Here is a 21,060-nt window from a genome sequence, read left to right as displayed (position 1 = left end):
CCGCCTGGTACCCAAGCACTCACGGCATTTCAATGACTTCGATGACGCCATCATCGATTTATATGGACGCGGATTGTCTACCCGTGAAATCTCTGAGTTCATCAGAAGTCAGTACCACGTTGAAGTGAGTGCCGAATTCATCAGCACCGTGACGGAAAAGGTAACTGACGACGTACGGCAATGGCAAGGCCGTCCGTTGGATTCGGTCTACCCGGTGGTGTTCTTTGACGCTTTGAGCATCGATATCCGTAAGGACGGCGTCATCAAGAAGATGGCGGTTCATTTGGCTCTCGGCGTACGTTGTGACGGCCGACGCGATGTGCTCGGCATGTGGGTTCATGAAAACGAAGGCGCGGCTTTCTGGACGTCGGTATTTACGGAATTGAAAAACCGTGGCGTAGAGGACATCCCGATCGCCGTCGCAGACGGCCTCAAGGGTATGACGCAAGCCATTGAAGCCGTATTTCCCCAGGCGCAACATCAAACCTGCATTGTCCATCTCAGCCGTGTCTCTACAGGCTCTCGTTGCCCAAAATCGGGGGACTAACTACCCACACATATGCCCGAAGAATCAAAAAGAGCGCTGTTTTTTCAGCGCTCATGCAAAATTCAGGCTAAAGAGCCCTGAGAAAAAGTCAAGCTTTCAATATGCGAAAAAACCGCCTGAAAGACGTCTCCTTCAGGCGGTCTCACAAACGTCCGTGCCCGGGGTCAGACGTCTTCGCTTACCATGTCAATCGCACCGCACGGGCATTCGTTCGCGCAGATACCGCAGCCCTTGCAGTACTCATAGTTAAAGCGAAACTTCATACCGGCGCCAAGCTTGATGACGGCGTTATCCGGGCAGACGCCATAGCAGTTGTCGCACTCAAAGCAGTTGCCGCAGCTCATGCAGCGGCGCGCTTCAAACAGTGCGTTTTCTTCGGTCAGACCCCGCTGCACTTCGTCAAACGTCGTCTGGCGGCGCACGAGGTCCAACATCGGACGCACGGTCTTCGGAGCATCCGCGTAGTACCAGGTGTGAAGCCTCTCGAAAGACGCCGGAGGCGCGGCTTTTTCGGGCTGATACACCTCACCCTTGAGCCACGCGTTAATGCTCCTCGCGGCCTTTTTGCCGTGGCCGATGGCGGCCGTGACGTTTTTGTCCCCGGGGATCATATCCCCGCCCGCAAAGACCCCGTCAGCTCCGGTCATGAAAGTCACCGGATCCACGATCACTTCGTCTTTTTCGACGGTGAGGCCCTTAACGCCCGTGAGCAGTCCGAGATCGGTCTGCTGTCCGAGCGCCAAAACCAGGCTGTCGGCGGCAATCGTTTCAAATTCACCCGTGGGCTGGGGTTTCCCGTTAGCGTCCAAGACCATCTTTTCGATCTTGATTTCCCCTTCGGAGGCTTCTTTCACGGTGGAAAGCCACTTCATCGTGACGCCTTCTTCAATGGCTTCGGCAATTTCGGCGTCATGCGCCGGTGCCTTATCACGCGTTCTGCGGTAGACAACGAGAGGCTCGGCGCCCATGCGGCGCATGGTGCGCGCGACGTCCATGGCGGTGTTGCCGCCGCCGTAGACCACAACGCGGCGCCCGAGCATGGGCTTTTCATCGTCAGCGACTTCTTTGAGTACGCTCACCGCGTCCATCACGCGCGAGGCGTCTCCGGCGGGCACATAAGAGCGCCGTGCAAGGTGGGCTCCCACCGCGAGAAACACCGCGTCAAACTTTCCTTCACGGCGCTCTTTTTCAAGGTCCGTAACTTCGCGCGAGCAGACGATTGTGACGCCCGTGGCGCGGATGCGCTCGATTTCGGCATCAAGAATAGGCCGCGGCAGACGGTACTTGGGGATGCCGTAGCGCATCATGCCGCCCGGCAACTCCGCCCCCTCGTAAACCGTCACATCGTGCCCCATACGCCGCAGATGATAGGCCGCCGAAAGCCCGGCAGGGCCCGCGCCCACCACCAAAACGCGCTTACCCGTGTGCTGAGCGGGCACCGTAAAGTGCCAGCCCTTTTCAATCGCGTTGTCGCCTAAGAAGCGCTCAACGGAATTAATCCCGACGCTTTCGTCCAACCCTCCGCGGTTACAGGCCGTCTCACACGTGTGATAACACACGCGCCCCATGCATGCCGGAAGCGGATTTTCTTCCGTGATCTTTTTCCAGGCCGCTTCATAGTCCCCGTTTTCCGCAAGGAAAAGCCAGGCCTGGCACTTTTCGCCCGCCGGGCACTTGGCGTTACACGGGGGCGTACGCGAAACGTACATGGGCTTTAAGGTGCGCCAGGAGCCGGTGCGGTTCGCAAGCGACGAGCCCACATCAAGCGTAATCGCAAAAGGTTTGGTATTACTCTGAGTCATTTGTGTCTCTCCCCCGCCTTAAATCCGCGCCGCCCGTTCTTCACCCTGCTCCGGCACGGGCACGTCTTCGCCTTCACTGTCGCCGATCAAGCCGTAGCGCGCAATATTGCGGTCCGCGAGGTGCTGCATGCGCTGCAAAACCTCAGGATCGGCGTTTTTGGCAAAGAGATGCGCAAAGCGCTTCTGCGGCTTCATGTAGGCTTCCACCGGCATCCTGCGGCGGATTTTTTCCACCTTCACCACTTCCCCGTATTCGGCTTCAAAGACGGGGAAAAGACCGGTCAACTGCGCCAGACGCGCGAGTTCAATCGTTTTCGAGGAGTGCGCGCCCCAGCCCAGCGGACAGGGCACGAGAATGTGGATGTAGCGCGCGCCGTGAAATTCCATGGCGCGGCGCACCTTACGCTCCAGATCGTGCAGATCCGCGACGGTGGCGGTCGCCACATAGGGAATGCCGTGCGCCATCGCGATTGCCGGCACGTTTTTCCCCTGCCCGAAGGTGTTGCCGGCGTAGCCCGGCACCGGCATCGTGGTGGCGGTGCGTGCGGTGGGAGGTGTGGCGGAGGACCTCTGCACCCCGGTATTCATATAGGCCTCATTGTCAAAGCAGATGTAGAGCACATCGTCGTTACGCTCAAACATCCCCGACAAACACCCGAAACCGATGTCGGTCGTACCGCCGTCGCCGCCCATTGCGAGCACCCGGTCGGGTGCAACGCCCTTTTTGCGGGCCTTGACGCGCGCGGCCGCGGCCATACCGGTCGCAACCGCCGCGGTGTTTCCGAAAAGCGAATGAAACCAGGGCATCTGCCAGGCCGATTCCGGATAGGGTGTGGAGAAAACCTCGAGGCACCCCGTGGCGTTACAGGCAATAAGCCGGCGCTTGGTGGCCTCCATCGCGGCGTCAAGCGCATAACGCGCGCCCAAAGCCTCTCCGCACCCCTGGCACGCGCGGTGCCCGGAATTAAGCGCATTAAAGCGCTCCATCGACGACTGTACGGTGCGGGCGGCTTCATCCAAAAGGCGGTTACCGACCGTAAAAGTCCCCGTCTGATAAAAACGAACTTTTGTTTCCTGCATGACTGTCGGCTCCCCTTAAAAGCCGCCGCGCTGCGGCGAACTCTTTTCCATCATGACGGCGTCGCGCACGAGCGCCTCGGGCAAGGGCCCCGTTTTACGGGCCGCCTTTTCGCGCGCGAGCTGGCGGTTTACGAGTTCCATGTCCAGATCCATGAAACTTAACCGCGGGAGCGTCCCCTCGAGCGCCTTCCTGAAGACCTCTTTAAGCGACTTTTTCGTGATCGCACGTCCCCCGAGGCCAGCAATCACGCAGTACTCTTCAACGGAGAGGCCTTCCAAAGCCACCATCACGTCGCGGCTTAAAACGCCGCCCGAGCCCACCGCGAGCGTTCGTTCCACGACAACAACGCGCTTCGCTGCCTTAAGCGCTTCGCGCACCGCGGCCACCGGGAAGGGCCGGAAGCACTTCACAGCCACAACGCCGATTTTGACGCCCGCGTCTCTGAGCTCGTCCACCGTATCCTTGATGGTGCCCACACACGACCCCATCGCCACAACCGCGAGTTCGGCGTCTTCCATGCGGTAGGAACTCACGAGGCCCCCGGAATCGCGCCCGAAGACATTCTTAAATTCCTGCTGCACCTGAGGGATGAGCTCAAGTGCCTGCAGGTGCTTGACGTGCGCGAGATAGCGCACCTCGGTAAAGGCCTCCGGCCCCACCATGGCGCCGATCGAAACGGGATTGTCGGGATCGAGTTCCTGCCGCGGCTGATAGGGCGGGAGAAACCGGTCGACGTCTTCCTGACTCGGGATGTCAATGCGCTCAAAGGCGTGCGTGAGGACAAAGCCGTCCATGCAGACCATCACCGGAAGCGAGAGCTCTTCGGCAATCCGGAAGGCCTCGATATGCATGTCGCAGGCTTCCTGGTTGTTTTCAGCGTAAATCTGAATCCAGCCGCTGTCGCGCTGGCTCATCGCGTCGGAATGATCGTTCCAGATGTTGATCGGAGCGCCGATTGCGCGGTTCGCCACGGTCATCACAATCGGAAGCCCCAGGCCCGAAGCGTTATAGACGGCTTCCACCATGTAAAGAAGCCCCTGGCTTGCGGTGGCCGTGTAGGCTCTGGCGCCTGCGACACTCGCGCCGATCGCCACACTCATCGCGGCAAATTCGCTTTCGACGTTGATGTACTCGCAGTTTTCAATCTGCCCCTTGCGGGTGAGGTTGCCGAGCGCTTCAACGATATGCGTCTGCGGGGAAATCGGATAAGCGCAGATCACTTCCGGGCGGCACAGCGCCACGGCCTGGGCCACGCCCTGACTGCCTTCAATCTGTTTGAGCATCGCTGGGTTACTCCTTCTTCGTAAGCCACTCATAGGCGGCAGCGGCAATCTGAGCGTTTGCTTCCGCAATCTTTCCGCCAAAGCGCGCGCTGTAGGCGGCCTGGACGTTTTCCAGTTTCAGAGCCCCCGTCATCGCGGCAAAGCCCGCAAGCATCGCGGCTCCCGGGAGCGGCCGGCCGATTTTTTCCAGGGCAAAGCGCGTTGCGGGCACCGTTTTCACGTGCCCCGCGGGAAGCCGGGCGATGAGTTCAGTAAGTCCCATCGCTTCGGGTTCGGCCGAAGCGTTGATCAGAACGTAGCCCTCGGGCGAAATACCCGAAAAAACATCAATGCTTTCCAAAAGCGTTTTGTCCTGCACGAGCACGACGTCGGGCTCGGAAATGGGTTCTCTCAGACGGATTTCTTTTTCATCGATGCGGCAGAAGGCCGTCACCGGCGCGCCGGTGCGTTCCGAGCCGAAACTCGGAAAGGCCTGAGCCCAGTGGCCTTCGGTGAAGGCTGCGACACTGAGCATTTCAGCCGCGGTCACCACGCCCTGGCCACCGCGGCCATGGATACGGATCTGATACACAGCTTCTCTCCTGAAGTGTTGACGGCCGCGGCCTTTCACGCAAGCGAAACGCCCCTGCCGCCCCTGTCGGCTTCACGTGAAACCGCAGGGTATTAATGAGGTCCGCGCGGGCTGATACGCTCTGCCCGCTCTTTGTTGCGTCAGACAATAGCGACTTTTCAAATTGTTCGCATCATCCGAGTGAAGCAGTCTGTAGGCGCGCTCTATGCGCGCAAGTGCCGCCCTTCGCTCATACAATGGCGGGTACTGCCGGGATGCACCCCGCTTTTTTCCCCCGTTTTTCCGGGATTTATCTGCCATGACCTTTCGTTTGTTTCTGCCCGCTTTGTCCGTGCTCAGCGCTTTAACGCTCACCGGCTGCTCCGCCCTTGACGCCCTCATGGGGCCCGGGGCCATCGACCCCAAGGACACAAGTGCCGAAAAAGCGCTGGTTCTTTACGGCACGGGCGTGCAGAAATTTCAGTGCACCGCCGACACTCAGGGCCTCTGGTGGCGCTTTATCACACCGGAAGTGACCCTCAGAGACGAAAAGGGCCGCAAAGTGGCAGCCCAGGGCGCGGACTTCACGTTTTCCGCACCCGACAAAAGCCGGCTTGCCGCCAAAGTGGAAAGCTGGACGGAAGGCAAAACCAAGCATGACCTTAAGGGGCTTCTCTTTGCCGTACGGCCCGCGGGCAATTTAAAGGGCATTCTGTCGCACTACCGCTGGGTTAAGCGCGACGAAGCCAAAGGCGGCATTCCCGTGTCGGCCTGCACCCGCAACAGCCTCGGGGCCGTTTTGGCCGTGCGCTTCAGTGCCCGCTATACCTTTTACCGTTAATTCCGGACCGCCGCAAGAAAAACAGACGAAATTCCCATAGCAATCAACGATCAGAGAAGAAAAAACTAAGCAAACAAGGCGCACTTCCTGTAAAATAACAGGGTTTTTTTCCGCCTTTGCAAAGCCTTCTGTGTCGACACAGAGGCGGAAATATCTGTTTGTCTCAAAGAAAAAGGGAGGGAAGGCATCATGGTGGGAGCTACGGTTCTGGGGGTATTCCTGCAAAGCCTGCCGCCTGACCGCCGCGTTGCCATGGCCCGTGTGGCAAGCCTCATCCGCCGCGCCGCCCGCGGTGTTCGTGAGAGCAAGCGTTTCGGCCTGGTCTTTTATGAATTAAACGGCGGTCCGCTCTTTGCGCTTGAATCGCGCGAAAAATCCCTGACGCTGTATGTGGCGGAAAATTCCGTGATCGAGCCGTTTGTCGCGACGATCAAGGGGTTTGACGCCGAACATAGTCTGATTAACTTCACCGACCTCAACCGTCTGCCGCTGCCCGATATTGAAAAGCTGGTGCGCGCGAGCGTCGTGGCGCGCCGCAACCGCGGTTCGACCCCGTCGGAAACGGAGCTGCTGCAGCTCTGGGGCGTGAAGGAAGAAAACGCCGCGGTGGCGCCCCCGATCGTGCGCATTTCCATGCGCACGCAGGAAGAAGCAGCGGCCGAAGAAGCCGCCAAGGAAGAAGCAGCCCGCAAGGCCGCTGAAATCAAGCGCATTCTCAAACCCACAAAGCCCGAAAAGAGCCTTGTGAAAAAGCGCGCTGAATCCAAGGCCGCCGCCCTGCAGCTTAAAAAAGAAACCGCCAAAAAGACGACTTCCCGGGTAAAGGCCCCGGCCATTAAACCCGAAGCCAAGGCTGTGGTGGAAAAAGCTGTCGCGAAGGCTGCGGAAAAGACCGAAAAGAAGGCGGCTACAAAGCCCGCTGCCGCCAAAAAAGCGCCTGTAAAAAAGACGGCTGAGAAAAAGACGACGGTCAAAAAGGCAGCGGAGAAAAAGCCCGCAGCCAAAAAACCGGCCGCAAAGAAAACGGCCGCGAAAAAGTAAAACCGGCTGAAAAGCGATATCTGACGGCGGAAAGTCTCCGGGCTTTCCGCCGTTTTTTTGGACTCAATCGTCCTCGGCTTCAACCGCAAGCTCAATGAGGTTGCCGTCGGGATCGCGCACGTAGACGGACGTAAGCGGAAAGTAGGCCCCCGTACGACGCACCGGCCCCTCTTCCACGCTAATGCCGCAGGCTTTCAGGTGCGCCACCGTTTCTTCGGGTGTTTTGTTCACCAGAAAGCAGAGATCGCTGCTTCCGGCCTGCGGGGTTTTTGCGCGCGGCAGAATCGGCTCTCCTGCCGCTTCATGCAGATTGATTTTGCCGCCCGCAAAAAGAAGGGCTTTGCGGCCTGCACCGAACGTCACCGCCTTCATGCCGAGCGCTTTGGTGTAAAAGGCGATGCTTGCATCCAAGTCAGCGACCGTAAGTACGATGTGATCCGTCTTTAAAACAGCAAAGTCTTCAGCCGGACGCGTTTGGGCTTTCTGTTCGGCATAGTCCGAGGTGATCGAAGCCACAAGCCGCGTGTACTCCTCACGAAACTGTTTTTCGGTGCAGCCCATCAAAACGGCATCATCCATGGCATCCTGCAGCATCGCGCGGATTTCCTGCCAGTTCTCGTTTAACACCTTCACCTTTTCGGTGCACGCGACCGTCGTGCCGTCGGCACGGTGCCACTCGTGCGGCGCCTCGCCGCAGGAAACTCTCTGCCTCATGGAATAAACCTCGTATTGCCTTTGGGAGCGATTATGACACCGGAAGCCCGCTGCAGGCGCGTTAAACTTGAGGTTTCAGGTATTTTGCCTTCCGCATTGTCCAGTAGTCTCATGTCCGTCACGCATCGTCTTGCCTCCGCCTTTATTCCGACCCGTGTTGCCGTTGTGGGCGCGAGCGACCGGGAGGGAAGCCGCGGACGTGCGGTCTGGTCGGGCGTCATGAACAGCCGCCGGGTGCTCGAAGCCTATCCCGTCAACCCCAAGTACAAGTACATCGGGCTTACACCCTGCTGGGCCGGCTTACGCGACCTCCCGCATACGCCGGAGCTCTGTGTCATCGCCACGCCCTCTGCGCGCGTTGAGTCTGTGCTCAAAGACTGTGCCGCGCTCGGCATTGCCAACGTGCTTGTAACGCCCGGCGAAGGCACCTGGACCGAAGACCGTCTCTGGCAGGATAAGCTCGCTCAGACCGCCCGTGAGCGCGGCATTCACCTGATCGGCCCGGATTCCGTCGGGATCATGCGCCCGGATATCGGGCTTAACGTGAGTTACATCCCGAAACTTGCCGCCGCCGGCCCCGTGGGACTTGTCTGTCAGTCCGCAGCGCTCACGGCTGCCGTGCTTGATTATGCGGCCGAAGCCGGGTTCGGCTTTTCTTCCGTCATCAGTTCGGGGGCGGAGGCCGCAACGGGACTGGACGAAATCGTGGATTTTCTCGCGGCCGACGCCAAAACCGAAATCATTGCACTTCAAATTCTCACGGTGCGGCATCCGCGGCGCCTGATGTCGGCCCTCAAAGCCGCCGCCCGCGTCAAACCTGTCATTATTCTGCCGCCCGGGGTAAGCCCCACCGCAGGCCGCCTTTCTGCGGCACGGCTCGGCACGCCGTCCGCGGACCCCGCGGTTTTTGCCGCGGCCGTTGCGCGCACGGGAGCAGCGTGCGCCGAAAGCCTCGAAGACTTCTGCGCCGCGCTCGGGCTTCTCGCGTTCGGGATTCTTCCCAAGGGAAGCCGCACGGCCTGCGCGGGTAACGGCCTCGGGGTTGTAAACCTCACCGCCGACGCCGTCACACAGGCCGGGCTCATCCCCGCGCAGCTCTCCCGGAGCACTCATACGGCGCTTACGGCGCTCACGCAGTCGCCCGTTTTAATGAACGACCCCTCGGACCTCGGGCCCGAAGCCGCAGGAACCCTTGTGCGTGACGCCGCGCGGGTGATTTTGGCCGACCCGTCGGCCGATGCGCTTATCGTATCGCTTTCCCCCATGACCGCCGCCCGCGAGTCTGAGGCACCGGCCCTGTTGGCTGAGGTCACCCGGGAAGCGGGCAAACCCCTTTTGGTCTGCCGCACAGGCGGCACCGATGTCAATTTCCGCGATGCCTGCCGCGAAAGCGGCCTCATTGCCTTTACGAGCGCCCGGGCTGCGGCTTCAGCGCTTGCGCTTGCCCTTCAAAGCGTTACCCGCACGGGTGAATCCCGTACCGCGGAAGGCCCCGAAACAGAAACGCCCGCAGACACAGCCCAAGCCGCCGCTGCGCTTGAAAACGCGCGGCGCGCACACCGCCTCGTTTTAACCGAAAGCGAGTGCGCGGCGCTTCTTGCCGCTTTCGGCATCCGCGGCGCACAGGGCGCCTTTGCCGCAACCGCGCAGGAAGCTTCGGCCGCAGCGCACACGATCGGCTTTCCGGTGGCGGTCAAACTGAGCGCCGACGGCATTGCCCACAAAACGGACGCGGGCGGCGTCATTCTCAATTTAAGAAGCGAAGCCGGTGTCGCCGAAGCGTTTGAAACACTGAAACGGCACTGTGCGGAAAAAGCCCCCTACGCACGGTTGCGCGGCGTATGGGTGGAGCGGATGGTCGATACCGCCAACGCCCGTGAGGTCGCGGTGGACTACATCACCGATCCGGTTTTAGGGCCCGTGATTACGCTCGGGGCCGGGGGCTTGGCTGGAAGCCTCATCCGCGACAAGGTGATTCTCATACCACCCGTGACGCAGGCGCAGGCCCGCGAAAGCATCCGGCGCTCGCCGGTTGCCGCCCTCTTGCGGGGCTGCCGCGGCATGCCGCCCGCCGATGAAAAAAGCCTTGCGGCGACCCTCATGCGGCTCTCGCGACTTGCGGAAGCGCTTCCGGCGCTTGCCGAACTCAAGCTCTCCCCCGCGGCCGTGGACGACAAGGGCCTCACGGTGCTTGATGCCTCGGGGGCCCTATGCGGCCGGCCTGTTACGGCTGAACCTGACGCCCGGCACATGCTCTTTGCCCCGTATCCTGCGTACCTTGAAACGTCCGTGAGGCTTTCGGCCGGTGCACTCATCGTGCGCGGCGTCAAGCCCTCTGACCAACAGGCGCTTGCCGCTTTTACCGCACAGTTAAGTGCCCAAAACCGGGCGGCGCTTCTGGCGGGCGACACCACCACCGGCGATCTCGCCGACATCGACTGGGACCGCGAGTGCCTTTTGATCGCCGCTGACGACAGCCGTGTGGCCCCGGCACTGCACGCCGTGCTCAGAATCACGCAGACCCCGGGAAAAGATCCCGCAGTGGTCTGCATCACGGACCGCAGCTACCGGGAGGATTCGGGACTCACGCGGACACTGGCAGCCGCAGCCGCCCGCTGGGCGCAGACTGTCGGCGTTGCGGTTCCGAAAACGACAGCCGGCTCCATTCTCTGATTCTTTTTTAAGACCCAAACATCATGCCCATTCTCACGACCTTTCACGACAACGTCCTGCAGCTTGAAATTTCGCGCCCCGAAAAGCGCAACACACTTGATAAAACAATGCTTGAAAGTCTCACGGAGGCGTTTACCCGCGCTGATGCGGACGAGACGGTGCGCGCCGTGTTTCTGCACGCGCAGCCCGGCATTTTCTGCGCCGGGGGCGACTTAAAGGAGCAGCTTACGGACTTAAGCGCCGACAGCACCACGCCCACGGGACGCTTTATTGAGGCGCTCAAAAACTGCCGCAAACCGGTCGTGGCCTGCGTGGCGGGCCCTGCCGTGGGTCTGGGCGTGACGATGCTTTACTACTGTGACCTCGTCTACGCCTCGGCGTCAAGCCTTTTTTCCCTGCCCTTTACCGCGCTGGGCCTGACGCCCCGCTACGGCGCAAGCCTTCTCGCGCTTTTAAACGCCGGGTACCATAAGGCCGCGGAAAAGATTCTTTTGTCCGAACCGATCAGCGCCAACGAAGCGCTTGCAATGCGCCTGGTGAGCGCCGTCTACGCCGACGAAGACGTCTTTGTCCAGGCCGACGCCCGCGTGCGGCGCCTCGCGCTCATGTCGCCCGCGGCCGTGCAGGGTGCCAAAAAGCTTTTGCAAAGCGCCTGGAGCACGCGGCTTGCCGACATCACCCGCGAAGAAGCCGGCCTTTTCGCAGTCACAAGTAAAACGCCCGAAGCACAGGAAGCCTGCGCGGCGTTTCTCGAAGGCCGGATGCCGAACTTTAAAGCGCATTAAACGCGCGTTACGGGAGCGAAGAATTGAACATACTGCTCACGGGTGGAACGGGCTTTATCGGCTCACACACCGCCGTTGAACTCATCACGCGCGGCCACAAGGCGGTGCTCTACGACAACCTCTGCAATTCAGATGCCGCTGTCGTTGACGCCCTGGAAAAAATAACGGGCAAGCGGCCCCGTCTTGTCGTGGGCGACATCCGCGACACGGAAAAGCTGCAGGCGGTGCTCATTGCGGAAAAAATCGACGTCGTCATTCACTTTGCGGGCCTCAAAGCCGTGGGTGAGAGCTGCGTCAAGCCCCTGGAGTACTACGACAACAACGTCGGGGGCACGGTGTCGCTTTTAAAAGCGATGCATGCGGCAGGCGTCACCCGCATCATCTTTTCCTCGTCTTCCACCGTCTACGGCACGCCGCAGTACCTGCCCTTAACGGAAGAACATCCCGTCGGGGGCGTCACCAACCCCTACGGGCGCACCAAGCTTTTTATCGAAGATATTCTCAAAGACGTCTGCGCCGCACGGCCTGATTTCACGGCCGTGTGCCTGCGCTACTTCAACCCGATCGGCGCGCACGCTTCGGGCCTGATCGGTGAAAATCCGAACGGCATTCCCAATAACCTCTTGCCCTACGTGGCGCGTGTGGCCTCGGGGCGCTTGGCGCGCGTGGGCGTTTTCGGCAACGACTACCCCACCAAGGACGGCACGGGCGTCAGAGACTACATCCACGTGGTGGATCTCGCCCGCGGGCACGCTCTGGCCTGTGACAAAATCGAAAGCCTCAAAGGCTGGGAAGCCGTTAACCTCGGTACCGGCACCGGTTACAGCGTGCTTGAGATCATTCACGCCTTTGAAAAGGCCTGCGGTCATCCAATCCCCTATGAGATCAAACCGCGCCGCGCGGGCGACATAGCCGCCAACTGGGCCGATGCGGCCAAAGCCAAGGCGCTTTTAGGATGGCAGGCGCAACTCTCGCTTGACGACATGTGCCGCGACGCCTGGCACTACGAACAGATGCAGGCAGCTGCCGGAAAGTAAAGCCCGTCAGTTACGATACCGGCCGGATGGTTCTCCTCGGAATCACCGGCCGTTTTTTACGGGCAGAAAAAAGCCGGCACTGTTATGACGCAGTACCGGCTGCAGACCAAAAGTCAGAAAGACTTATTCAGCCTTCTTGGCTTCAGCAGCGGGAGCCGCTTCGGTCTTCACTTCTTCAGCAACTTCAGCGCGTTCCGTGAGTTCGACATAAGCCATCGGGGCATTGTCGCCGGCACGGAAGCCCATCTTCAGAATGCGGGTGTAGCCGCCGTTGCGCTTCGCGAAACGCGGGCCCAGAACTTCGAAGAGCTTGGTGACCATTTCGCGGTCACGCAGACGGTTGAAGGCGATGCGGCGGTTGGCAACAGACGGGGTCTTGGCGAGCGTGATCAGGGGCTCGACAACACGGCGCAGTTCCTTGGCCTTGGGAAGCGTGGTCTTGATGGCTTCGTGACGCAGCAGCGAGTTGCTCATGTTGCGGAGCATCGCGAGGCGATGAGCGCTAGTGCGGTTGAGCTTACGATAGCCGGAATGATGACGCATGATGTTTATCCTTAAAAAGTCTTCGGCCTCAGAGTTCAGAATTGAACCGGGCCCCCGGCTCTTCTATCTGCGGACATAAATTGCCCGCAGCGGGCGGGTTGGGTTAAAAATGAAAGTCCCGAAGTCTACACCGAAAGTGCGGACTTCGGGGACATTTCCGTTAAAAATTAGTGCTCGAGATTGACGGGCGGCCAGTTTTCCAGGCGCATGCCGAGCGTAAGACCGTGAGCGGCGAGCACTTCCTTGATTTCGTTCAGGGACTTGCGGCCGAGGTTCGGGGTCTTCAGCAGTTCGTTTTCCGTGCGCTGGATCAGATCGCCGATGTAGTAAATATTTTCGGCCTTGAGGCAGTTGGCGGAACGCACCGTGAGTTCCAGATCGTCCACAGGACGCATGAGGATCGGATCCAGAGGCGGCGTCTTGTCTTCTTCGATGCCCTTCACGGGTTCGGCATCCGTGCGGATGGAGCCGAAGACAGAAAGCTGATCCTGCAGGATGTAGACGGCTTCTTTGAGAGCGTCTTCCGGAGAGATCACGCCGTTTGTTTCAATCGTCATCTCGAGCTTATCGAGGTCGGTGCGCTGCGCAACGCGCGCTGCCGACACGGCGTACGCCACACGGCGCACGGGCGAGAAGCTCGCATCCATCACGATGCGGCCCAGGGTGTGCTTGCTGTAGTCGTCGCGGAAAGCACGCATGTCGCCGGGCTGATAGCCGCGGCCGGCTTCCACGTGAACCTGCATGTCGAGTTTGCCGCCGGAGAGGTTGGCGATGACGTGGTCGGGATTCAAAACCGTGACGTCGTGCGGAAGTTCAAAGTCAGCCGCGGTGACAACGCCGGTGCCGGACTTCTGCAGACGCAGATTCACATCCTGACGGCCGCCTTCGAGCTTGAAGATAACGCCTTTGAGGTTGAGAAGAATATCCACAACGTCTTCAATGACGCCGTCGATCTGGGAGTACTCGTGCACGACGCCGACGATGCTCGCCTCCGTGGGAGCGTAGCCCACCATGGAGGCAAGAAGGATGCGGCGCAGGGCGTTGCCGAGCGTGTGGCCGTAGCCGCGTTCAAACGGCTCAAGTGTGATGACGGCAAGGTTGGGGTTCTTCTCGTCGACAACGGCTTCAATCGTCGTCGGCTTCAGGAGCGTGGTGTTTGCCATGTGATGTTTTTCCTATTCAATACCCTCGGCTCGTTACACCGATAAGGCTGACTACAGCCGAAAACTGTACAGAAAAATCCGGGGAAATGAAATTGAGAACGTCCGGCACCCCGGAAAGGGCCGGACGTACTGTGTGTTTTTTCCGCAGGCCGGACACCTGCGCGGCTCTCAGAAACACTGCAGCGCGCACTACACGCTGACTGCCCGAGAGCCGGTACATCAACCAGATTAACGCGAGTAAAGTTCGACGACCAACGCTTCGTTGATGTCGTGAGCAATTTCGTCGCGTGCGGGCGTGGCCTTGAACGTGCCTTCCATCTTGGCGGCATCAACGCTCACCCAGGACGGGAAGCCGTTCTGACCGGCGAGTTCCAGGGCTTCGATGATGCGCGTCTGCTTCTTGGCGCCTTCGCGCACGGAGATGACGTCGCCCGGTTTGACGGCGTAAGAGGGAATATTCACCTTCTTGCCGTTCACGAGGATCGCGCAGTGGCTCACGAGCTGGCGTGCTTCAGCACGCGTGCTGCCGAAACCCATGCGGTAGACGACGTTGTCAAGGCGGCATTCCAGAAGCGTGAGCAGCACTTCACCGGTGTTGCCGGTGCGGCGGTTGGCTTCAGCGTAGTAACGGCGGAACTGACGTTCGAGAACGCCGTAGGTGCGCTTCACCTTCTGCTTTTCACGCAGCTGCGTGCCGTAGTCGGAGAGACGCTGACCGGAAATCTTGCCGTGCTGGCCGGGCTTGACTTCTGCATCCTTGACCTTGGAGTCAAAGGAACGGCGTGCGCTCTTCAGATTGAGGTCGGAACCCTCGCGGCGCGAGAGCTTCAACTTGGGACCGAGATATCGTGCCATTTTTTTATGTTACCTCTTCTATCCTGCGGCGTTGACCGCATTCAGTTCGCGTTCGACGAGGAAAGCGCGAACGCAGGATACGAAAATTTGTGAATTAACTGTCGGTTAGACGCGGCGACGCTTGCTGGGACGCACACCGTTGTGAGGAACGGGGGTGACGTCCTGGATGCTCGTGACGCGGATGCCGAGAGCGTTCAGAGCGCGCACGCTCGATTCACGGCCGGGGCCGGGACCTTCGATGCGCACTTCAATGTTCTTCAGACCGTATTCCTGGGCCTTCTTGCCGGCGTGTTCGGCGGCAACCTGAGCGGCAAAGGGCGTGGACTTACGGGAGCCCTTGAAGCCCTGAGCACCGGCCGAGGAAGCGGCAACGGCGTTGCCCTGACGGTCCGTGATCGTGATGATCGTGTTGTTGAAGGATGCATGCACGTGGGCGATGCCTTCGGTCACGACCTTCTTCACCTTCTTGCGGGCACGAACGGCCTGCTGAGTCTTGGGAGCCATAACTATCCTTCAGTGATTATTTCTTAAGCGTGACGCCAACCTTGCGCGGGCCCTTGCGGGTACGGGCATTGGTGCGGGTACGCTGACCGCGCACGGGCAGGCCGCGGCGGTGACGGAAGCCGCGGTAGGTACCCAGGTCGATCAGACGCTTGATGGAAAGCTGGATTTCACGGCGCAGGTCACCTTCAACGGTGAACTTGCCGACGGCGTCACGGATCTTTTCCAGTTCCGCGTCGCTCAGATCCTTCACTTTCTTGGAATATTCGATGCCGCAGGAATCCAAAATATCCTGAGCACGCGAACGGCCGATGCCGTAGATGGCAGTCAGACCGATAACGGCGTGCTGATTCGGCGGAATGTTAATACCGGCGATACGAGCCATTTTTTTACCTCAATTAGCCTTGACGCTGCTTGTGACGCGGGTCTTCGCAGATCACACGCACAACACCTTTGCGCTTGATGATCTTGCACTTGCGGCACATTCTTTTGACCGAAGCGTTAACCTTCATTTTCATCTCCGACTCCCTCGTGCCGTTCTGGTTGGGCGGCCCTCGGGAGCATTAGTCAGTGTCCGACTGGCGGAAAGGGCGAGATTTTACCTTATTTTCCTGAAAAAACAAGTCCCGCAGAGGTTTACCGGATGCCGCTGCGCGTAGTGCCCGCAACGCCTTCCACAACCTGTGGGACCTGAAACAATCCTCAGCGCAAAATTTTGCGTGCGGATGCCTCGTTTTTTCTGCCGGTCTTTCGGGGCCGCCGCCTCTTCCGCTTTCAGTGTTTTTCCTGAAGCGGTCTCCGGCATGCGGCCCGGGACCCTGTGTTTAATTACGGCGGACCGTTAACCTGAGTTAGGCGCGGCCACCAAAGCCCTTGAAGTTGGTCTTCTTGAGCAAATTCTCATACTGGTGCGACATCATGTAGGCCTGAACCTGACTCATGAAGTCCATCGTCACAACGACCACAATCAGCAGCGAGGTGCCGCCGAAGTAGAAAGGCACGTTGAAACGCAGATTCAGGAATTCAGGCACAAGGCACACAAATGTCAGATACGCGGCACCGCCCAACGTCAGACGCACGAGCACCTTATCGATGTAACGCGCCGTCTGCTCACCCGGACGGATACCGGGCACAAATGCACCGCTTTTCTTCAGATTCTCAGCCGTTTCCTTCGGATTGAAAACAAGAGCCGTGTAGAAAAAGGCAAAGAAAATGATGAGCGCAGCATAAAGAAGCGTGTAAAGCGGCTGCCCGGGGCTTAATGCTGCTGCAAGGTCACGGATCCAGCGCGTGGAATCACCGCTCGTGAACCAGCCCGCCAGCGTTGCCGGGAACAAAATCAGCGAAGACGCAAAGATCGGGGGAATCACACCCGACATATTGATCTTCAGCGGCAGATAGGAAGCCTGTCCGCCGTAAATCTTGTTACCGATCTGACGCCGTGCATAGTTCACGGTGATGCGGCGCTGACCGCGTTCGATGAACACCACGAAAGCCGTGACGAGCACAACAACGGCGATCACGAAAATCGCGGCAAGGGGCGAAATGGCACCAGTGCTCACAAGCTGGAACAGTCCGCTTGCCGCACTCGGCAGCCCGGCCACAATACCGGCGAAGATAATGATGGAAATACCGTTGCCGAGACCGCGCTCGGTGATCTGCTCACCGAGCCACATCAGAAACATCGTTCCGGTCACCAGGCTCACGGCACAGGTGAAGCGGAACATGAAGCCCGGCGCGAGAACAAGCCCGGCCTGGCTTTCCAGAGCAACTGCAATACCGACCGCCTGGAAGAACCCGAGCAGCAGCGTGCCGTAGCGCGTGTACTGGGTAATCTTGCGGCGGCCGGATTCGCCTTCTTTACGCAACGCTTCAAGACTCGGCAGCACGTACGACAGCATCTGCATGATAATCGCTGCAGAGATGTAGGGCATGATGCCGAGAGCGAACACCGAGAAGCGCGAGAGTGCGCCCCCGGAGAACATGTTGAACAGCCCGAGAATGCCGCCCTTCTGCTCATCAAAGAGCTGACGCAGCATGTCGGGATCAATACCCGGAACCGGCACGTGAGCACCGATTCGGTACACAATCAGAGCCAGCAGCAGAAAGATCAGGCGGTTTTTGAGGTCGCCGTACTTTGCCAGCCCTGTCGGTTTGTTGCTGGGGCTATTCGCCACGTCGATGTCCTAAAGCGTTATTAAAGTCGGAAAAAGTCGGTTCAGGGGAAGCTGAAGTTATTCAGCGACCGAACCACCCGCCGCTTCGATAGCTGCCTTAGCACCCTTGGTGACCTTAAGACCGCGGACAGTCACCTTGCGGGTGAGCTTGCCGGCGGCGATCACGCGGGCGTCCTGAGTCAGACCATCGGCGAGACCGGCCTGGCGCAGAGCGGCCAGATCGATTTCATCAACGGGAAGCTTTTCGAGATCCGACAGACGGATCACTTCAACGAACTTGTGGGTAAGCGAAGTGAAGCCGCGCTTCGGAAGACGACGATGCAGAGGCATCTGGCCGCCCTCGAACCCGACCTTGTGGAAACCACCGGCACGGGACTTCTGACCCTTGTGGCCGCGGCCGGCGGTCTTGCCCCAGCCCGAACCCACGCCGCGACCGACACGGTGCGCGGCGCTCTTGCTGCCCTCAGCGGGCTTCAGAGTATTCAAACGCATGTCTGTAATTCCTTCGATCATTCGGCACGCACTAAGAAGGCGACCTTGGTGATCATACCGCGCACGGCGGGCGTGTCTTCGAGTTCACGCGTCTGGTGAAGCTTCTTCAGACCAAGTCCGAGCAGCGTAGCGCGCTGCTTTTCATTGGTGCCGATCGGGCTTTTCACGAGCGTGACTTTGACTGTCTTTTTGTCTGCCATTTTGCTCAGTCCTCAGCACATTAGGCCGTCAGCTCTTCAACGGTCTTACCGCGTTTGGCGGCGATATCAGCCGGAGAACGCAGGTTTTCAAGAGCGTTGATTGTCGCGCGGACGATGTTGTAGGGATTCGTGGAACCGTAAGCCTTAGCAAGCACGTTACGGATGCCGACGGCGTCCATCATGGCGCGCATCGGGCCGCCGGCGATGACACCGGTACCTTCAACGGCGGGCATGAGGATCACGCGGCTGGCGCCGTGACGGCCTTCAACAGCGTGATAGATCGTGCCGTTCTTCAACGGAACCTTGATCATGGACTTGCGGGCGCGTTCCATGGCCTTGGAAACGGAAGCCGGAACTTCACGGCTCTTGCCCGTACCCATGCCGATGGAACCGTCGCCGTCGCCGGCCACGGTCAGAGCAGCAAACGCCATAATGCGGCCGCCCTTGACAACCTTGGTGACGCGGTTAACCGCAATCATCTTCTCGCGAATGCCGTCATCAATTTCTTCGGCGGCGTTCTTCTTATCAACCTTAGCCATAAGCCTCGATTCCTATTAGAACTTGAGGCCGGCTTCGCGCGCGGCCTCGGCCAGCGCGGCAACGCGGCCGTGGTAACGATAACCGGAACGGTCAAAAGCGCAGGATTCGATACCGGCGGCCTTTGCCTTCTCTGCCAGACGGGCGCCGACAATCTTCGCAGCAGCGATGTTGCCGCCCGTCTTGCCATCAGCAGCGAGCTTGGCGCGGACTTCGGCTTCGAGCGTGGAAGCAGAAACGAGCACGCGGTCGCCCTCGGGAGCGATGATGGTGGCGTAAATGTGCAGGTTGGTGCGGTGCACCGTCAAACGATTGACCTTCTGCAGCTTGATGCGGGCGCGCGTGGCACCGGCGCGGCGCAGACGGTTTTCCTTCTTGTTGATCATAGTCTCACGTCCCCGCTTTACTTCTTCTTGGTTTCCTTGATGACGACATGTTCGTCGGCATAACGGATGCCCTTGCCCTTATAGGGTTCCGGGGCACGATAGCTGCGGACGACGGCAGCGGTCTGACCGACCTTCTGCTTGTCGGCGCCCGAGATGATGATCTCGGTCTGGCTCGGCGTTGCAACCTTGACGCCGGCGGGCATCTGGTGCACAACGGGGTGCGAGAAGCCAATCTGAAGATTGAGCTTGTCACCCTGAGCCTGGGCACGATAGCCCACGCCCACGAGCGTGAGCTTCTTTTCAAAGCCCACGGTAACGCCCTTGTTCATGTCGTTGACGAGGGCACGCATCGTGCCCATGTTGGCGTTGGATTCACGGGTTTCATTCAACTGCGTGAAGTGCACAACACCGTCCTTGATGTCGACGCCAACCATGGGAAGAACGTGCATCGTCACTTCGCCCTTGGGGCCCTTGACGATGATGTTGCCGTCGACGATCTTGCAGTCGACGCCCTTACCCAGGTGAACGGGAAGCTTACCAATACGACTCATATTGTTCTCCCCTCGATTAAGCGACGTAGCACAGAACTTCGCCGCCGATGCCTTCGGAGCGGGCCTTGCGGTCGGTCATCACACCCTTGGGGGTGGAAACGATCGCGATGCCCAGGCCGTTCATCACCTGCGGGATGGAACCGTGGTTCTTGTAGATACGAAGTCCGGGACGAGACACACGTTCAATGCGTTCGATCACGGGACGGCCGTCATAGTACTTCAAGCCGATATGCAGTTCAGACTTGCCTTCGTTGCTCACAACGGAGAAACCGTCGATGTAGCCTTCGTCCTTAAGCACCGTGGCAATGGCCACCTTGAGCTTGGAGCTCGGCATCACAACTTCAGTCTTGTCGACGATCTGCCCGTTGCGGATACGGGTCAGCATATCGGCGATCGGATCACTCATACTCATTTAGTAATCTCCTCGCTTTACCAGCTGGCCTTAACAAGGCCGGGAATGTCACCGCGCATGGCCGCATCACGGATCATGCCGCGGGCCAGACCGAATTTACGGAACGTACCGCGCGGACGGCCGGTGAGGCCGCAGCGGTTGCGCAGGCGCACGGGGCTCGCATCACGCGGAAGCGTCTGGAGCTTGGCGCGCGCAGCCAGACGTTCTTCCATCGGGCGGGCAGCGTCGTTAATAATCGCCTTCAGTTCGGCGCGCTTAGCCGCAAACTTAGCCACAGTGGCTTCACGCTTGAGTTCGCGGTTGATCAAAGATAACTTTGCCATTTTCCTAGCACCTTCTGGGCTTAATTGCGGAACGGGAAGTGGAAGCCCGCGAGAAGCGCCTTGGCTTCTTCATCGGTCTTGGCCGTCGTCGTAATGGAAATGTTCATACCACGGATTGCATCAATCTTGTCGTATTCGATTTCCGGGAAAATGATCTGTTCTTTGAGGCCGATGTTGTAGTTGCCGCGGCCGTCAAAGGCACGGCCCGACACACCGCGGAAGTCGCGGACGCGCGGGAAGGCAATGGTCACCAGGCGGTCAAGGAAGTCATACATACGTTCGCCGCGCAGGGTCACCTTGCAGCCGATGGGCATGTCTTCGCGGATCTTGAAGTTCGCGATGGCCTTACGGGTACGGGTGACGGCAGGCTTCTGGCCGGCGATCTTGGTCATATCGGCAACAGCGTTGTCGACCATCTTCTTATCGTTCACGGCTTCACCGACACCCATGTTGAGGGTGATCTTGGTGATGCGGGGAACCTGCATGATCGTCTTGTAGCCGAACTTCTTGGTGAGTTCGGGAACAACAACGTCGTTGTAGAGAGTGTGAAAACGACTCATCGTCCG

General features: G+C 59.4%; 25 protein-coding genes and 1 pseudogene. 6 read left to right on the top strand and 20 right to left on the bottom strand.

Features of this window, described 5'->3' with window-relative positions:
- Positions 1–517: pseudogene (locus tag BQ7486_RS01180) on the top strand (IS256 family transposase); the annotation flags it as partial.
- Positions 518–711: 194 nt separating this feature from the next.
- Here BQ7486_RS01180 and BQ7486_RS01175 read toward each other — a convergent pair.
- The 4 genes from BQ7486_RS01175 to BQ7486_RS01160 are packed head-to-tail and all read right to left on the bottom strand — an operon-like array spanning position 712 to position 5,284.
- On the bottom strand, positions 712–2,349 hold the full coding sequence (locus BQ7486_RS01175) for an NAD(P)-binding protein (protein WP_074008624.1): 1,638 nt from the start codon (positions 2,347–2,349) through the stop codon (positions 712–714).
- Between the two features lie 18 nt (positions 2,350–2,367).
- Entirely contained in the window at positions 2,368–3,429 is a 1,062-nt protein-coding gene (locus BQ7486_RS01170) for a thiamine pyrophosphate-dependent enzyme (RefSeq protein WP_074008623.1), read from the bottom strand.
- 15 nt (positions 3,430–3,444) lie between these two features.
- Positions 3,445–4,713 (bottom strand): transketolase C-terminal domain-containing protein, encoded by a 1,269-nt coding sequence (locus tag BQ7486_RS01165; protein ID WP_074008622.1) that lies wholly within the window; start codon positions 4,711–4,713, stop codon positions 3,445–3,447.
- Positions 4,714–4,720: 7 nt separating this feature from the next.
- Positions 4,721–5,284 (bottom strand): 2-oxoacid:acceptor oxidoreductase family protein, encoded by a 564-nt coding sequence (locus BQ7486_RS01160; protein WP_022372939.1) that lies wholly within the window; start codon positions 5,282–5,284, stop codon positions 4,721–4,723.
- Positions 5,285–5,582: 298 nt separating this feature from the next.
- Between BQ7486_RS01160 and BQ7486_RS01155 the strand changes: the two genes are divergently transcribed.
- Both BQ7486_RS01155 and BQ7486_RS12070 read left to right on the top strand, forming a co-directional pair.
- A complete protein-coding gene (locus tag BQ7486_RS01155) occupies positions 5,583–6,104 on the top strand; it encodes a DUF3455 domain-containing protein (protein ID WP_022372940.1) in 522 nt (173 codons plus the stop codon).
- Between the two features lie 189 nt (positions 6,105–6,293).
- Positions 6,294–7,145, top strand: a complete 852-nt coding sequence (locus BQ7486_RS12070) for a DUF1801 domain-containing protein (protein WP_074008621.1) — start codon at positions 6,294–6,296, stop codon at positions 7,143–7,145.
- Between the two features lie 63 nt (positions 7,146–7,208).
- Here BQ7486_RS12070 and BQ7486_RS12425 read toward each other — a convergent pair whose 3' ends face one another.
- A complete protein-coding gene (locus BQ7486_RS12425; protein ID WP_338081632.1) occupies positions 7,209–7,859 on the bottom strand; it encodes a VOC family protein in 651 nt (216 codons plus the stop codon).
- A 111-nt stretch (positions 7,860–7,970) separates the two neighbouring features.
- On the opposite strand from BQ7486_RS12425, the gene BQ7486_RS01140 reads away from it, so the two are divergent.
- The 3 genes from BQ7486_RS01140 to galE are packed head-to-tail and all read left to right on the top strand — an operon-like array spanning position 7,971 to position 12,354.
- Positions 7,971–10,532, top strand: coding sequence for an acetate--CoA ligase family protein (locus tag BQ7486_RS01140; RefSeq protein ID WP_074008620.1), 2,562 nt, complete (start codon positions 7,971–7,973; stop codon positions 10,530–10,532).
- A gap of 23 nt (positions 10,533–10,555) precedes the next feature.
- Entirely contained in the window at positions 10,556–11,317 is a 762-nt protein-coding gene (locus tag BQ7486_RS01135) for an enoyl-CoA hydratase/isomerase family protein (protein ID WP_074008619.1), read from the top strand.
- Positions 11,318–11,340: 23 nt separating this feature from the next.
- Positions 11,341–12,354: a UDP-glucose 4-epimerase GalE gene (gene galE, locus BQ7486_RS01130; protein ID WP_074008618.1), complete on the top strand. Its 1,014-nt coding sequence runs from the start codon at positions 11,341–11,343 to the stop codon at positions 12,352–12,354.
- A 123-nt stretch (positions 12,355–12,477) separates the two neighbouring features.
- On the opposite strand, the gene rplQ is transcribed toward galE, so the two are convergent.
- The 15 genes from rplQ to rplE all read right to left on the bottom strand — a co-directional run bounded on the left by rplQ (position 12,478) and on the right by rplE (position 21,054).
- A complete protein-coding gene (rplQ, locus tag BQ7486_RS01125; RefSeq protein ID WP_022372946.1) occupies positions 12,478–12,897 on the bottom strand; it encodes a 50S ribosomal protein L17 in 420 nt (139 codons plus the stop codon).
- A gap of 167 nt (positions 12,898–13,064) precedes the next feature.
- Positions 13,065–14,060, bottom strand: a complete 996-nt coding sequence (locus tag BQ7486_RS01120; RefSeq protein ID WP_022372947.1) for a DNA-directed RNA polymerase subunit alpha — start codon at positions 14,058–14,060, stop codon at positions 13,065–13,067.
- A gap of 228 nt (positions 14,061–14,288) precedes the next feature.
- Positions 14,289–14,915 (bottom strand): 30S ribosomal protein S4, encoded by a 627-nt coding sequence (rpsD, locus tag BQ7486_RS01115; protein ID WP_022372948.1) that lies wholly within the window; start codon positions 14,913–14,915, stop codon positions 14,289–14,291.
- A 105-nt stretch (positions 14,916–15,020) separates the two neighbouring features.
- Positions 15,021–15,419, bottom strand: a complete 399-nt coding sequence (gene rpsK, locus BQ7486_RS01110) for a 30S ribosomal protein S11 (protein ID WP_022372949.1) — start codon at positions 15,417–15,419, stop codon at positions 15,021–15,023.
- 16 nt (positions 15,420–15,435) lie between these two features.
- Positions 15,436–15,801: a 30S ribosomal protein S13 gene (gene rpsM / locus BQ7486_RS01105; protein WP_022372950.1), complete on the bottom strand. Its 366-nt coding sequence runs from the start codon at positions 15,799–15,801 to the stop codon at positions 15,436–15,438.
- A 13-nt stretch (positions 15,802–15,814) separates the two neighbouring features.
- Positions 15,815–15,928, bottom strand: coding sequence for a 50S ribosomal protein L36 (gene rpmJ, locus BQ7486_RS01100; RefSeq protein WP_074008629.1), 114 nt, complete (start codon positions 15,926–15,928; stop codon positions 15,815–15,817).
- Between the two features lie 339 nt (positions 15,929–16,267).
- Positions 16,268–17,593, bottom strand: coding sequence for a preprotein translocase subunit SecY (secY, locus tag BQ7486_RS01095; RefSeq protein ID WP_022372952.1), 1,326 nt, complete (start codon positions 17,591–17,593; stop codon positions 16,268–16,270).
- A gap of 57 nt (positions 17,594–17,650) precedes the next feature.
- A complete protein-coding gene (gene rplO / locus BQ7486_RS01090) occupies positions 17,651–18,085 on the bottom strand; it encodes a 50S ribosomal protein L15 (protein ID WP_022372953.1) in 435 nt (144 codons plus the stop codon).
- Between the two features lie 17 nt (positions 18,086–18,102).
- Positions 18,103–18,285: a 50S ribosomal protein L30 gene (gene rpmD, locus BQ7486_RS01085; RefSeq protein WP_022372954.1), complete on the bottom strand. Its 183-nt coding sequence runs from the start codon at positions 18,283–18,285 to the stop codon at positions 18,103–18,105.
- 20 nt (positions 18,286–18,305) lie between these two features.
- Positions 18,306–18,824 (bottom strand): 30S ribosomal protein S5, encoded by a 519-nt coding sequence (gene rpsE / locus BQ7486_RS01080; RefSeq protein WP_022372955.1) that lies wholly within the window; start codon positions 18,822–18,824, stop codon positions 18,306–18,308.
- A 15-nt stretch (positions 18,825–18,839) separates the two neighbouring features.
- Complete coding sequence (rplR, locus tag BQ7486_RS01075) at positions 18,840–19,205, bottom strand: 50S ribosomal protein L18 (RefSeq protein ID WP_074008628.1); 366 nt, start codon at positions 19,203–19,205, stop codon at positions 18,840–18,842.
- A 20-nt stretch (positions 19,206–19,225) separates the two neighbouring features.
- Positions 19,226–19,759 carry a 50S ribosomal protein L6 gene (gene rplF / locus BQ7486_RS01070; RefSeq protein WP_074008617.1) on the bottom strand — a complete coding sequence of 178 codons (534 nt, stop codon included), beginning with the start codon at positions 19,757–19,759 and terminating at the stop codon, positions 19,226–19,228.
- Positions 19,760–19,775: 16 nt separating this feature from the next.
- The gene (gene rpsH / locus BQ7486_RS01065) at positions 19,776–20,171 is read right to left on the bottom strand and encodes a 30S ribosomal protein S8 (RefSeq protein WP_022372958.1); all 396 of its coding nucleotides are present in this window, start codon (positions 20,169–20,171) and stop codon (positions 19,776–19,778) included.
- Between the two features lie 17 nt (positions 20,172–20,188).
- Positions 20,189–20,494, bottom strand: a complete 306-nt coding sequence (gene rpsN / locus BQ7486_RS01060) for a 30S ribosomal protein S14 (RefSeq protein WP_022372959.1) — start codon at positions 20,492–20,494, stop codon at positions 20,189–20,191.
- 20 nt (positions 20,495–20,514) lie between these two features.
- Positions 20,515–21,054, bottom strand: a complete 540-nt coding sequence (rplE, locus tag BQ7486_RS01055) for a 50S ribosomal protein L5 (protein ID WP_022372960.1) — start codon at positions 21,052–21,054, stop codon at positions 20,515–20,517.
- Positions 21,055–21,060 lie beyond the last annotated feature (6 nt).

The sequence above is a fragment of the Duodenibacillus massiliensis genome, from assembly GCF_900128485.1.
In the GTDB taxonomy this organism is placed as follows: Bacteria; Pseudomonadota; Gammaproteobacteria; order Burkholderiales; family Burkholderiaceae_F; genus Duodenibacillus; species Duodenibacillus massiliensis.
The sequence above is the reverse complement of the archived record's forward strand: the minus strand, read 5'-3'. Positions and strand labels throughout refer to the sequence as shown.